This window comes from Rhizocola hellebori (assembly GCF_016862955.1).
Lineage (GTDB): Bacteria > Actinomycetota > Actinomycetes > Mycobacteriales > Micromonosporaceae > Rhizocola > Rhizocola hellebori.
The window spans coordinates 1-12,923 of sequence record NZ_BONY01000007.1 but is presented as its reverse complement, the minus strand read 5'-3'; the positions used below and the strand labels follow the sequence as shown (position 1 = coordinate 12,923).

12 protein-coding genes are annotated in these 12,923 nt (G+C 68.4%); 6 read left to right on the top strand and 6 right to left on the bottom strand.

Translation table 11 applies throughout. The features are described from left to right. Positions 1 to 20 precede the first annotated feature (20 nt). On the top strand, positions 21 to 377 hold the full coding sequence (locus Rhe02_RS06945; RefSeq protein WP_203907255.1) for a hypothetical protein: 357 nt from the start codon (positions 21 to 23) through the stop codon (positions 375 to 377). A gap of 42 nt (positions 378 to 419) precedes the next feature. After that, complete coding sequence (locus Rhe02_RS06940) at positions 420 to 1,301, top strand: LLM class flavin-dependent oxidoreductase (RefSeq protein WP_203907254.1); 882 nt, start codon at positions 420 to 422, stop codon at positions 1,299 to 1,301. Here Rhe02_RS06940 and Rhe02_RS06935 read toward each other — a convergent pair. Continuing rightward, positions 1,267 to 1,758, bottom strand: a complete 492-nt coding sequence (locus Rhe02_RS06935; protein WP_203907253.1) for an aminoacyl-tRNA deacylase — start codon at positions 1,756 to 1,758, stop codon at positions 1,267 to 1,269. The genes Rhe02_RS06940 and Rhe02_RS06935 overlap by 35 nt on opposite strands. 59 nt (positions 1,759 to 1,817) lie before the next feature. Continuing rightward, positions 1,818 to 2,408, bottom strand: a complete 591-nt coding sequence (locus tag Rhe02_RS06930) for an RICIN domain-containing protein (protein WP_203907252.1) — start codon at positions 2,406 to 2,408, stop codon at positions 1,818 to 1,820. A gap of 228 nt (positions 2,409 to 2,636) precedes the next feature. Between Rhe02_RS06930 and Rhe02_RS06925 the strand changes: the two genes are divergently transcribed. The 3 genes from Rhe02_RS06925 to Rhe02_RS06915 all read left to right on the top strand — a co-directional run bounded on the left by Rhe02_RS06925 (position 2,637) and on the right by Rhe02_RS06915 (position 6,536). Next, on the top strand, positions 2,637 to 3,926 hold the full coding sequence (locus tag Rhe02_RS06925) for an NB-ARC domain-containing protein (RefSeq protein WP_203907251.1): 1,290 nt from the start codon (positions 2,637 to 2,639) through the stop codon (positions 3,924 to 3,926). 82 nt (positions 3,927 to 4,008) lie between these two features. Then, positions 4,009 to 5,223 carry a glutamate-cysteine ligase family protein gene (locus tag Rhe02_RS06920; protein ID WP_203907250.1) on the top strand — a complete coding sequence of 405 codons (1,215 nt, stop codon included), beginning with the start codon at positions 4,009 to 4,011 and terminating at the stop codon, positions 5,221 to 5,223. A gap of 164 nt (positions 5,224 to 5,387) precedes the next feature. Then, positions 5,388 to 6,536 (top strand): cytochrome P450, encoded by a 1,149-nt coding sequence (locus Rhe02_RS06915; RefSeq protein WP_203907249.1) that lies wholly within the window; start codon positions 5,388 to 5,390, stop codon positions 6,534 to 6,536. On the opposite strand, the gene Rhe02_RS06910 is transcribed toward Rhe02_RS06915, so the two are convergent. Then, positions 6,506 to 8,977 carry a DEAD/DEAH box helicase gene (locus Rhe02_RS06910; protein ID WP_203907248.1) on the bottom strand — a complete coding sequence of 824 codons (2,472 nt, stop codon included), beginning with the start codon at positions 8,975 to 8,977 and terminating at the stop codon, positions 6,506 to 6,508. The two genes, Rhe02_RS06915 and Rhe02_RS06910, sit on opposite strands and share 31 nt — an antisense overlap. Before the next feature lie 17 nt (positions 8,978 to 8,994). Further along, the gene (locus Rhe02_RS06905) at positions 8,995 to 10,005 is read right to left on the bottom strand and encodes an ArsR/SmtB family transcription factor (protein ID WP_203907247.1); all 1,011 of its coding nucleotides are present in this window, start codon (positions 10,003 to 10,005) and stop codon (positions 8,995 to 8,997) included. Positions 10,006 to 10,085: 80 nt separating this feature from the next. Between Rhe02_RS06905 and Rhe02_RS06900 the strand changes: the two genes are divergently transcribed. Beyond that, on the top strand, positions 10,086 to 10,907 hold the full coding sequence (locus Rhe02_RS06900) for a GNAT family N-acetyltransferase (protein ID WP_203907246.1): 822 nt from the start codon (positions 10,086 to 10,088) through the stop codon (positions 10,905 to 10,907). On the opposite strand, the gene Rhe02_RS06895 is transcribed toward Rhe02_RS06900, so the two are convergent. After that, on the bottom strand, positions 10,855 to 11,610 hold the full coding sequence (locus Rhe02_RS06895; RefSeq protein ID WP_203907245.1) for a pseudouridine synthase: 756 nt from the start codon (positions 11,608 to 11,610) through the stop codon (positions 10,855 to 10,857). The two genes, Rhe02_RS06900 and Rhe02_RS06895, sit on opposite strands and share 53 nt — an antisense overlap. Beyond that, on the bottom strand, positions 11,603 to 12,265 hold the full coding sequence (gene scpB / locus Rhe02_RS06890) for an SMC-Scp complex subunit ScpB (RefSeq protein WP_203907403.1): 663 nt from the start codon (positions 12,263 to 12,265) through the stop codon (positions 11,603 to 11,605). The genes Rhe02_RS06895 and scpB overlap by 8 nt, the downstream gene beginning before the upstream one ends. Positions 12,266 to 12,923: the final 658 nt, after the last annotated feature.

Sequence of the window (12,923 nt, the reverse complement as noted above, 5' to 3'; positions counted from 1 at the left end):
TACTCCGGGAGGCAACGCTCGTGATTAGCGCCGAGACCAACTTCTGGCAGGCACTCGAATATCGAGTCACGGCCGAGCTCGCCGGGCTCGCCGACCATAGCCTGCGCCATCACTGGTGCGACGGGCTGATCCCGGCGGACTACGACCTGGCCGGCGACCCGCCCTGCATCCGGGGCCGCGCCTACTGCGGGCGCAGCGGCCAGGAACACTGGCAGTTCACCCTTTTCGTCGCGCCCGGCACGCCGGCCCGCGACCGGATCGACTGGCCCGCCCTGCTGCCCGCCGCCGACCTGACCGGCTGGCTCACCGTCTGTCCCACCGATCGCACCCTCACCCTCAACCCGCTGGCCGCCCACGCACTCCACAGTGGACAGTGAGGCGCCCCCAGCGAAGCGGCCACCCGTGGCAAGGTTTTTCCCATGACGACTTTGGGCGTGGTGTTCCTGCCGCAGCTGCCACCGGAGCGACTGCGCAGCGTCGCTGTGGCGGCCGACGAGGCCGGGCTGGCCGAGCTTTGGCTGTGGGAGGACTGCTTTCTGGAAGGCGGCCTCACCAGTGCGGCCGCGGCTCTGGCGTGGACGCGGCAGCTGAAGGTGGGCCTGGGCCTGTTGCCGGTGCCGCTGCGCAATGTCGCGGTCACCGCGATGGAGCTGGCCACCCTGCACCGGATGTTCGGCGGCCGGGCGCTGGTCGGCGTCGGCCACGGGGTGCAGCGCTGGATGGAGCAGGTCGGCGCGCGGCCCGAGTCGCCGATGACGTTGCTGCGTGAGCATCTTTGGGCGTTGCGCGCCCTGCTCGCCGGCGACGAGGTGACCGTCGACGGCCGCTACGTCAAGCTGGACCGGGTCCGCCTCGACTGGCCGCCCGAGCCCGCACCGCCGCTTTTCGCCGGTGCCACCGGCCCGCGCTCGCTGCGGCTGTGCGGTGAGGCGGCCGACGGCGTGATTCTCACCGGCGGCACCTCGCCCAAGCAGATCGCTGAAGCGCTGCGGCACGTGTCGCAGGGGCGTGCCGCGAGCGGACGCGAGCACGAGTCCTTCCCGGTGGTGGTCTATGCGCACGCGGCGACCGGAAAGGACGCGGCGCAACGCCTTGAGCGGGAAAGGGTTCGGTTCGGCTACCCCAGCATGCAGGACATCGGCGTGGCCGGTGACGCCGCCACCATCGCCGAAGCGGTCGCCCGATGGGCCCAGGCGGGCGCCACCACGGTCGTGCTGCAGCCCACGCCCGACGACCCGGACCCGGAAGGGTTCGTGCGTTTCGCCGCTACCGAGGTGGCGCCGCTGGTTCGGGATCGGTGACGTCGGCGAAGGCCCCTTCCAGCGCGGCCACCGCCTCGTCCGCGCTGAGGGCCACGGCCACCCCGTGCTCGCCCGCGCCCAGCGTGATCTCACGGCCACGGATGCGCTCGTCGGCGATCACCGGCCAGGCGGTGGCCGAGCCGAAGGGCGTGATGGTGCCGCGTTCATAGCCGGTGGCCACCTTGGCCGCCTCGGCGTCGGGCATGGAAAGCCGGTTCACCCCCAGCAGGGTGCGCAGCTTCGGCCACGAGATGACCCGGTCGCCGGGCGTGAGCACGAAGACGTAGTCGTTGTCGGCTCTGCGGACAACGATCGTCTTGACCACATCGGCCACCTCGACACCGCGGGCCGCCGCCGCTTCCGCGGCGCTGCGCACCGCGCCATAACGGATCACGCGGTGGTTCAGGCCGGCCGCTTTCACCGCGGCCACCGCGCCAAGCTCTTCAGACTGCTCCACGCCTTGCCATCCTTCCAGGTGCGGCGCGCCCGCGGGTCACCGGGCGCGCCGCGGAGGCGTCACGGAGTGGCGTCGACGAACTTGAACTGCTGGGCGTTCTGGAACAGCGAGCACGCGCCTAGCTGAAGCTGAGCGCCGTCACCCGTTGACGCGCCTGGCACCTCCAGGCACAGCGCCTTGATATGGGTGAACACCTGGAAAAACTCGTAGCGTGAACCGTGCGAACGTCCCCAATGCTCGGTCGGGTAGCCCTCCCAACAGGAGAACTGCTGGATCGGCGTTCCCACGACGACCTCGCTTTCGGTGTTGGCGAACAGATCGAGGCACAGCCGGCTGCCCTGGTTGACCAGCATGGCGTGACCGTCTCCAGCGTCGATGACTTTCCACCGCTGCAGGGACGATGGGCTGGAGCAGGTGCGCTGCTCGATGCGAGCCTGCGACGCGAACGACTGCGGTTGCAGACACTTGCCCGAGCTGAAGCTCACGATGTGCTGGCCGAGATCGCTCCACTGCGCGGGCAATGCGCTCACCTCGACCGGCTGCGCCACCGCCTGCGCACTGGCGCCGGTGCCCACCATGACACCGATCAGCACGAGTACCGCGAGCCATCGCCCACGGCCCCCGCCGCGCGACATTTCCGGGTGTGGCATGTTGCCTCCAATTCGACCTGGGTGGATGAGACCGCCACTGTGGCAGCGCACAGCCCTGCCGCTGTCCCGAATCCGGACAGCCGGTGATCCCACGCCCGCAACGCGCTCGTCACCCCGCCGGAAGGGCGGACCCGTACCGGACAGCACCGGACGCCCGGAACGTGGTGGCGATGGGTGTCCGTCCATTCCCGGACACCGGCCGGGGCCGCTTCTTCGTAGTCTGACCCCATGCCGATCGGCCCGAGCGTCGCGCATGACGTGCTTGCCACGCTTTGCCGCGACCTTCGCCTGGTGTGGGAGCAGGCCGGCGGACCCAGCGTGCGCTGCCTGGCCATCGCGGTCGGGCTCGGCAAGAGTCAGGTGGGAGCGATCCTGCGTGGCCGCATCCGCCGGCCGCCTGACTGGCAGGTGCTGCGCGCCATGGTCGAGGCGATCTACCTGCACGCCCGCCAGCGCGGCCGATTGCCTTGCCTGTCAATCAGTTCCGGGGTCGACGAGTACTGGCGGCCGCGTTACGCGATGGTGGAGCACGCGTTCAGCCAGCCGGCCGACCCAGCGCCGGCGCCTCGTCACATTCCGCGGCAGCTGCCCTCCGCCGTGTTCGCCTTCGCCGGGCGGGAAGGCGAGCTCGCCGAGCTGGACAAGCTGCTGGAAACCCGCGACCACCAGGCCACCCATCTAAGGATCGGGGTGGTGGCCGGGCTGTCCGGGGTGGGCAAGACGATGCTCGCTCTGCACTGGGCACACTCACACCTGAGCCACTTCCCCGATGGGCAGCTCTACCTCGATCTGCACGGCTACGACGCCGCGGAGCCGATGTCGCCCGGCGACGCGGCAGCGACCCTGCTGCGCCTCATCGAAGGCCCGGACCGGCAGCTCCCAAAGGAGGTGGGCGAACGTGCGGCGCTCTACCGCTCGCTGGTGGCCGGAAGGCGCATGCTCGTCGTTCTCGACAACGTGCGCTCGGTGGAACAGGTCCGGCCGCTGTTACCCGGCACCGCCAGCTGTCTGGTGATCGTCACCAGCCGCGACAGCCTGGTCGGTCTGGTCGCCCGCGACGGCGCGCGCCGTATCGACCTGGACCTGCTGCCGCTCGAAGACGCCGTCAAGCTGTTGGCGGCACTCATCGGCGAGCGCGTTAACGCCGAGAGCGGTGCCGCGCGCCAGCTCGCCGAGCGGTGCGCCCGGTTGCCGCTCGCCCTGCGGGTGGTCGCCGAATACGTCGCCAGCCGGCCCGAGCGGACCCTGGCCCAGTTGCTCGCCGAGCTCGATGGGTCCACTGTGCTCAGGCTTCTCGCCGCGGGCACGGGCGAACGCGCCGCGGTGAGCGCCATGTTGTCCTGGTCGTACCGGCACCTGCCCGCCGCCATGGGCCACATCTTCCGGCTGGTCGGCGTGCGCTCCGGCCCAGACCTGGATACGCACGCGATCGCCGGGCTGACCGACAGCACGGTCGAACAGGCCCGGCGGCACCTCGATCGGCGTGCGGTCAGCCGACCCGCCCGCCAGATCACTTGAAAGTGAGTGACTAGACACCGCGAGTAGTCATCTGGCTTAATTATTGACAATGCTAGATGTGCCCGCAGGGGAGGAGTAGCGCGTGAATAAGGCGCTCTCCGAAACCGAGGCGGAAGAGATCATCTTCAGTACGGGTTTCGACCGGGAACAGGTCGGCCGGATCGGCACCGAGCTGGAGTGGATCGTGCTCGATCCCCGGGACCTCCATCGCCGCATAGCGGTCAAGGAACTGGTGAGCCTGCTCGACACCGAGCGCGCCGCGCTGCCGGGCGGCAGCCTGATCTCCTTCCAGCCGGGCGGACAGCTGGAGCTGAGCACCCGGCCGTTCGGCAATCTGGCCGACTGCATCAACGCCGCGCGCACCGACACCCATGCCGTCGAATCGCGTTTGGCCTCGGCCGGCCTGATCCTCTACGGCACCGGGCTCGACCCGCGCAAGCCGCAGATGATGACCGAACATCCCCGCCACGCCGCGCTCGAATCGCATTACAGCCACTTCGGGTCGATGGGGCGGCTGATGCTGGCCAACTCCGCCTCGATACAGATCAATGTGGACGCCGGCGACGCCACCGACGGGTGGCGCGGGCGTTCTCGGCGCTGGTTGCTTGCCAACTGTCTCGGCCCGCTGCTCACGGCGATCTTCGCCAATTCGGCGGGACCGCCCAGCAGCCCGGCCCGGTCGCGGCGTCAGGTGATCCGGTTCCAGACCGACCCGACCCGGACAGACCCGATGGCCCTGGACATCGATCCGCGCCGAGCGTGGGCCCGGTACGCGATGGACGCCCTGGTGGTCGGGATTCCGGAGCACCCACCGCGGCCCTGGTCGCCCCCACCGCGCGGGCTGACCATGCGGGGCTGGCTGCGCGACGCCGATCTGCGCACGGCGACGATCCACGACCTTGTCCGCCACGTCAAAACGGTGATCCCGCCGGTGCGCCCGTGCGGCTATCTGGAGATCCGGATGGTGGACTCGCAGCCCGGCCAGGGCTGGGTGGTGCCCCTTGCCGTGGTGGCGGCGCTGCTCGACGATGCCCGCGCCTCCGACGAGACCTTCGAACTCGTTTCGCGGCAACCGATTCCCGACCGGCGTGACATCTGGGTCACCGCCGCCCGGCGCGGGCTGCTCAATCCGAGGCTCGCCACCGCGGCCCGCGAGTGCCTGCGCATCGCGATCGACGCGCTCGCCCGGCTGAGCGCCCCGCCCTGGGTTTGTGAAGCGGTGGAACGGTTCGCGGTCACCTACACCTATCGCGGCCGCTGCCCCGCCGACGATCCGCAGACCCTCGACTGGCCCTGACCCCGGCATCGCCGCGACCCCGCCCCTGCACCCACCCGACGCAGCCCCGCACCCACCCCGCGCCACCGCGACCCCGACCCTGCACCCCCGGCAGTCAACCGCGCTGGCGCGACCCCGACCCCGCAGCCCACCCCGCGCTGGCGCGGCCCTGGCACGATGAGGCGATGAAGCCGCTGGAGCTGATCACCACGTTGCTGAGCGAAGAGGGCCGGGAAGATCCCTATCCTCTCTATGCCGAGCTTCGTGAGCACGGCACCCTGGTGACCGTCGAGCCCGGATACCTGGTGGCCACCTCGTTCGACGCGGTCAACGGGCTGCTCAGGGATCCCACGTTCGCTGCCCAGGACGCCTCGTTCCTGCTGCTTTCCAGCTCGATCCTGAGCACCAACCCGCCCGAGCACACGCGGGTGCGCAGGCTGATGAGTGGCGCTTTCACGGCCAGGCGGGTGGCCGAGCTGGCTGTGGCGATCGAAAGCCAGGCCAACGCCCTGATCGACGAGATCACCCAGAAGGGTGCCCCCGCCGACCTGATCGACGACTTCGCCTATCGCCTGCCTCTGGGTGTCATCTGTGAGCTTTTGGGGGTACCGGAAAAGGACCGCTCCTGGTTCAGGCCGGTGGCCGCCGATTTCGCCATCGCGCTGGAGGGCACCTTCACCCTGGACGAGGCCGCTGCCGCGCAGTCCGCGGCCGAGCTGTTCGAGGCCTACTTCTCCGATCTGGTGCGCAGCAGGCGTGGTACCCGCCAAAATGATCTGATCTCTGAGCTGGTCTCCGCGGCGGAGCTTTCCGAGTCTGAGTTGCTGGGAAACCTTGCGCTGCTTCTGCTCGCCGGATTCGAGACGACCACCAACCTCATCGGCAACGGGGTGATGACGCTGCTGCAGCGCCCCGAGCAGCTGGCCCGGCTGTCCGGCGCACCCGAGCTGGTCGACGTCTATGTCGAGGAGTTTCTTCGCTTCGATCCGCCGGTTCAGCTGACCTCACGGGAGGCCAAGGAGACCACCGTGCTGGAGGGACAGCGCATCGAGGCCGGAACCTACCTGATGGCGCTCATCGGCTCGGCCAATCGCGACCCGGATCGTTTCGTGCACCCAGACCATTTCCACCCGGAGCGGCCCGGCAACACCTCGATCTCTTTCGGCGCGGGCGCGCATTTCTGTCTGGGCGCGGCGCTGGCCCGCTTGGAAGCGCGGATCGCCTTCCCGCTTCTGCTGCGCCGCCTACCGCAGCTGGCCCTAGCGGGAGAGCCGTTGCGGCGCAACAGGTTGGTGCTTCGCGGCTACGAGTCGCTGCCCATCACCTGGACGTAGGTCACCTTAATCACCGCTTCGCCCGCTTCGTCGGAGGCGGCCAGGTCGACCTCGGCGCCGATGTTCCAGTCGTGATTGGACTCCGGATCGGCCAGGATCTGCCTGACCCGCCAGATTTCCTTGCCCTCCTCGAGCACGAACATGGCCGGGCCGCGGGCGGCGGCGTCGGTGCCGATCTCGTCGTAGTCGGCGAAATACGCGTCAAGCGCGTCGGCCCAGTCGATATCGGGATCGAGCTGGGAAAGCAGATCCACCCGCCGGCGCGCGGCCAGCTCCACCCGGCGGAACAAAGCGTTTCGCACCTGCACCCGCAGCGCCCGCACGTTGCGGGTGATCGCGGGCGGCGTGACGTCGAGGCCCTTTTCGCCCGGGTTCTGCAGCTGCTCCCACTCGTCGAGCAGGCTGGAGTCGACCTGCCGCACCACCTCACCCAGCCACTCGATGAGATCGCTGAGCTCCTCGGTCTTGGCGTCGTCGGGCACCGTCTGCTTGAGCGCCTTGTAGGCATCGGCCAGGTAGCGCAGCACCAGTCCTTCCGAGCGCGCCAGCCCGTAGAAGCTGACGTATTCGGTGAAGGTCATGCCGCCGGAGTACATGTCGCGCACCACCGACTTGGGCGACAGCCGCTGATCCTCGACCCACGGATGGCTCTGCCGGTAGGTCTCGAAGGCCACCTCGAGCAGTTCCGCCAGCGGCTTGGGATAGGTGATGTTCTCCAGCAGCGCCATGCGCTCTTCATATTCGATGCCGTCGGCCTTCATCTGGGCCACCGCTTCGCCTTTGGCCCTGTCCTGCTGCGCGTAGAGGATCTGGCGTGGATCCTCCAAAGTGGACTCGATGATGGAGACTACGTCGAGCAGATAGTCGGGCTCCTGCGGCGACAACAACTCGATCGCGGCGATGGCGAAGGGCGACAGCGGCTGATTGAGAGCGAAGCCGAGCTGAAGCTCGTCGGTCACCGCCACCCGGCCGTCTTCGCTCTGCGACACGATGCCCGCCGAGCGCAGCGCGCGATAGATAGCGATCGCACGCCGGATGTGGCCGCGGCGCGCGGAAGGCGACTCGTGGTTGTCGGTGAGCAGATGCCGCATGTGGCCGAAGGCGTCCCCGCCGCGCTCGATAACGTTGAGCACCATGGCATGACTGACCTTGAAGCTCGACGTCAGGGGCTCCGGCTCGGCGGCGACCAGGCGCTCGAAGGTGGGCTGACCCCAGCCGACGAAACCCTCGGGAGGTTTCTTCTTCACCAGTTTGCGCAACTTCTTCGCGTCACCGGCCGCTTTGGTGACCGCCTTCTCGTTTTCGATGACGTGATCTGGCGCTTGCACGATGACCGTGCCGAGGGTGTCGAAACCGGCCCGCCCGGCCCTTCCCGCGATCTGATGGAACTCACGCGCTTTGAGCAGACGCATCCGGATGCCGTCGAACTTGTTCAACCCGGTAAACAGGACCGTCCGGATTGGAAGATTGATGCCCACCCCGAGCGTATCCGTGCCACAGACCACCTTGAGCAAGCCAGCCTGGGCGAGCAACTCAACCAAGCGGCGGTACTTCGGCAGCATGCCCGCGTGATGCACGCCGATGCCGTGCCGGACAAGACGTGAAAGCGCTTTGCCGAAGCCGGCCGTGAACCGGAAGTTGCCGATCAGCTCGGCGATGGCATCCTTCTCCGCGCGGGTGCACATGTTGATGCTCATCAGCGCGCTCGCCTGTTCCAGCGCGGCGGCCTGCGTGAAGTGCACGATATAGATGGGCGCCTGCTTGGTGGACAGCAGCTCTTCGATGGTCTCGTGCAGCGGAGTCATCACGTAGGAGTGAATCAGCGGCACCGGGCGCTCGCCCGAGCTGATCACCGCGGTGGACCGGCCGGTGCGCCGCTCGAGGTCCTCCTTGAACCGGGTGACATCGCCCAGCGTTGCCGACATCAGGATGAACTGTGCCTTCGGCAGCTCGATAATCGGCACCTGCCACGCCCAGCCGCGGTCGGGCTCGGCGTAGAAGTGGAACTCGTCCATGACCACCTGGCCCACATCGGCCTCCGCGCCGTCGCGCAGTGCGAGGTTGGCCAGGATCTCGGCCGTGCAGCAGATGATCGGCGCGTCGGAGTTCACGCTCGCGTCACCGGTCATCATGCCGACGTTCTCCGGCCCGAAGGCCGCGCACAGTGCGAAAAACTTTTCCGACACCAGCGCTTTGATGGGCGCCGTGTAGAACGTTCGAATATTTTCCGACATTGCAAAGAAATGAGCGCCTAACGCGACCATGCTCTTACCCGAACCGGTGGGCGTGCTCAGGATCACGTTCGAGCCGACGGCCACCTCGAACAGCGCCTCCTCCTGTGCCGGGTAGAGCGAAATGCCCTTCTCATTGGCCCAGCTTGAGAAAAGGTCGAGCAACACCTCAGGGTCATGGGTGTCGGGGAGGCGGTCTGTAAGCGTCATGATGCCCCCATCATGCCTTACATCGCGGGCAACCCTTGAGCGGAGCTGTCCAGCAACGCGGTGGCGACCGGGGTGAGCGCGTGCAGCATCGAGTTTCCGTCCCGGACGCTGACCACCAGACCCGCCCGGCGCAGCACGGTGGCGTGCTCGCTGGCAGTGGCGAGCGACACATCCAGCCGCCGGGCTATCTCCCCGGTGGTGCAGCCGTCGGCGATGGTCTCCAGCACCGCCGCGCGGGTCTTGCCCAGCAGCGCGGCGAGGCTGCGGCTGGAGGCGTTCTCGCGGATGGCCTTGCCCAGGGCCAAATAACGGGCGTCGCCCTCGATCGGGAAGACGAGCACCGGCGGCAACTCGGTGTTCTTCAACGCGATCGGCCTGCCCCAGCAGAAGAACGACGGCACCATCACCAGCCCCCGGCCGTCGAGCTCACAGACATGCCGGTGCGGATAGTCCGCTTCGATCGCCGAATCGGTCCATCGCAACGCCGGACGCATCCCGGCGAGCATCTGCTCGTAGCCGCCGGTGGTCAGGCTCCGGGCCCGGCGCGACCGGTCAATGTGGACGCTCGCCCGGATCTCGGTTTGGAAGGGGGCGATCGCCGCGGCGTGATAGTCGCGCAACGCCAGGCCCAGCCGCTCCAGCAACTCTGGCTCACCGCGCGCCAGCTGACCCGCCCACGCCGGGAGTTTGCGTTGCTGCGCAAGGATTTCCATGTCTGCGCCGAGCCGCTGCACCGGAGTGGAAAGGATGGCCTGCACGCCGGCCTCGAAGCCTTGCTCGGCCTCGGCCGGGGTGAGGAAGTCGGGAAAATAACCTGTGACTGGTACCAACTCGAGGAGAAGCTGTAACGACTGCATGCCCGACGGGTGCTGCAACCGGGACAACGTCGAGCGCCGCCACTCCTGAAAAATCTGTGGGCCAGGGCTGCGCAACCGGTGCAGGCTCAGCGTCAGCTCCCACATCGGGTCGGGCGCACTGGCCAGCCGCGTCTTCATCAGATCAACGCTGGTGAAAGAAATCGTCAGCATGATGGGTCCATAATTGCGGTCCGAACGTGTTGCCGCAATTGGATGGCGTCATCGCATTCGTTCGCCTACCGTGCGCAGTTGTGACCACGACGCCCCGCCGCCTCGATCTCAGCCCAGCCGAAGTCGGCCAGGCGCTGCAAGCATTAGACTCCTGGACCCCGGCCGACGCCCTGCCCGGCCCGCTGCACAGCGGCGACCTCGGCTGGGAGCTGCGCCACGGCAAGCTGATCACCCACCTGTGGCTCGATGGTCAAACCCCGATCGCGGTCGGCTTTCTCGACGGCCCAGTGATGCGTGTTTCTGTTGCGCCCGGAGCCGATCAGGGTCTGCTGGCCGACGATGTCGACAAACTCGTCGGCCCCGCCGAGGCGTGGTGCGACGGGGTGGACGCGCTGGAAAAGCTCGGCTGGACCCGCCACGACGAGCCGTGGGTGCGGATGGTCATTGCGGCAAGCGCGATCAGGGTCGACGGCCCCACCCCAGACCTCGACCCAGCCGACGTAGCCGACCGGGTTGCCGTGCAGCGCTCCGGTTTCGAGAATTCCACCTTCACCGTTGAGCGCTGGCAAACGATGCGGCGCTCACCGGCGGGCGCGGGCTGTTTCGAGGTGCTCGTGCGCACCCCCGCCGGGGAGGCGGCCTCCGCCGCGACGGGCTGGCTCGCCGGTCCCGGCAGGTGTGCTCTGGTCGAGCCGATGGCCACCCATAGCGACCACCGCGGTCACGGCTACGGGCGGCAGACTCTCGCCCGTCTCTGCTCAGGTCTGGTGGAACGCGGCGCGTCGGCCGTCGCGGTCATCACCCCGTCCACCAACACGGCCGCTGTGGCGCTCTACAAGTCCGCCGGGTTCACTGTGGTGGGCGAGCAGCGGGATCTTTATCGCCCCGCTCTACCAGCTTGAAAAGCGCGGCTATCTCGCCAGGGTTGAGCCGCCGATGCCGGCCCGCCTTCAGATCGCCCAGTTTGATGGGCCCGATGGAGGTGCGCACCAGACGCTGCACCGGAAAGCCGAGCTCGTCGAAGAGCCGGCGCACAATCCGGTTGCGCCCCTCGTGCAACACCACCTCGACCAAGGCGCTCTTATCTATGGCCTGCACCAGTTTGAAGGCGTCGACCCGGGCCGGGCCGTCGTCGAGCTCGACACCGGAGAGCAGAGCACGGCCCACCGCACGCGGCAACGGCCCCGGCACCTCCACCAGATACGTCTTGGGCACCTCGTAGGAGGGGTGGGTCAGCTTGTGGGCAAGCGAGCCGTCGTTGGTCAGCAGCATCAGGCCCTCGGTGTCGGCGTCGAGCCGGCCCACGTGATAGACCCGCACCCCCAGATCCCCGATGTAGTCGGCGATCGCCTCCCGGCCCCGCTCGTCGGCCATGGTCGAGACCACGCCACGCGGCTTGTTGATGGCCAGATAGACAAGGTTGGTATCGGTGACGACCCGCTGCCCGTCGACATGGATCACCGCGGTCTCCGCGTCGACCTTGTCGCCCAGTTTGGCGACCTTGCCATCGACGGTGACCCGGCGGCGATCGATCAGGTCCTCACAGGCCCGCCTCGATCCGACCCCCGCGGCGGCGAGAACCTTCTGTAGCCGTTCCTCACTCACCGTTGGCCAGCTCCTCAAGATTGTCCGGAAGGAAGGGCGCGAGCGGCGGCAGCTGCTCCACGGAATCCAAGCCCATCTTTTCCAGGAAGAGCGTGGTCGTTCTGTACAAATGGCCCCCGGAGTCCGGGTCCGACCCGCACTCCTCCACCATACCCCTGGTGATCAAAGTCCGGATGACGCCATCGACGTTCACTCCCCGGATCGCCGCGATGCGCGCCCGGGTCACCGGCTGCTTGTAAGCCACCACCGCCAGCGTTTCCAGCGACGCCTGGGTGAGCCGCAGCTGCTGTCCATCCAGGACGAATCTCTCCACAAAGGACGAATATTCCGCCCGCGTGTAGTAGCGCCACCCACCCGCCGCGCGCCGCAGATCGAACCCGCGCCCCTGGCTTGTGTAGGAGGCCGAAAGTTCCATGAGCGCGTTGGCCACATCCTCGGCCCGCACCTCCAGCACGGTCGCCAGCACGAGCTCGCTGACCGGCTCGTCCACCACCATGAGGATCGCTTCAAGCGCGCCCTTGAACTCGCCCGGCTCGTACTCGCGATAGTTCTCCGGCTCGTCATCCTCCTCGGCCTCCAGGTCGGCCTCGGCGTCAGCATCGTCGTCGGCCTTGCGCGGCTTCGACCGCTGCTCCGGCAACGCCTTCGCCAGCATCTCCGCCACAGCCAGGCCGTCCTTGAGCGACGCCCCCTCGCCGGTCGCCCGCTTGCTCCGCCCCTTCTTGGCCGCAGACCCACCCTCGCCACCGGCCGCAGACCCGCCGTCGCCGCCAGCCCCAGCCGCCGCGCCGCCCGCCGTGCCACTCAGACCGCCGTGCTCGCCGCTCTGCCGGTCGCCGCTCTGCCCGTCGCCGCTCTGGCGGTGGGCGCGCTCGCCTTCGACGGAGTCCGCGATTTCCCCGAATTCGTGGGATCCGTTTTGCTCGACACCACGACTTCCCGGAATTCGCGACGATCTTCCGCCGGTGCCAGCACCGTCATCCCCTGCCGCAGACGCACCGCCAGCCTCAGGGGCACCACTCGACGCGGGCACGCCGCTGGGCGTGGAGGTATCGCTGGGCGCGCCGTCTGGCTCGGACGCAGCGCGGCCTTCGCCGGCCCCGGTCGCGGTGCCTGCATGGCCGCCGGTCGCGGCGCGGGCGCTTGGCGCGTCGGCGGCTGAGCGAGTCGAATCCGGCGCGCCTGCCGTGGCCGCTTGCTCGTCAGCCGCGGCTTTCGGCGAGCCGGAGCGCCCGGAAGAGTCGGAGCGCCCGGAAGAGTCGGAGCGCCCGGAAGAGTCGGAGCGCCCGGAAGAGTCGGAGCGCCCGGAAGAG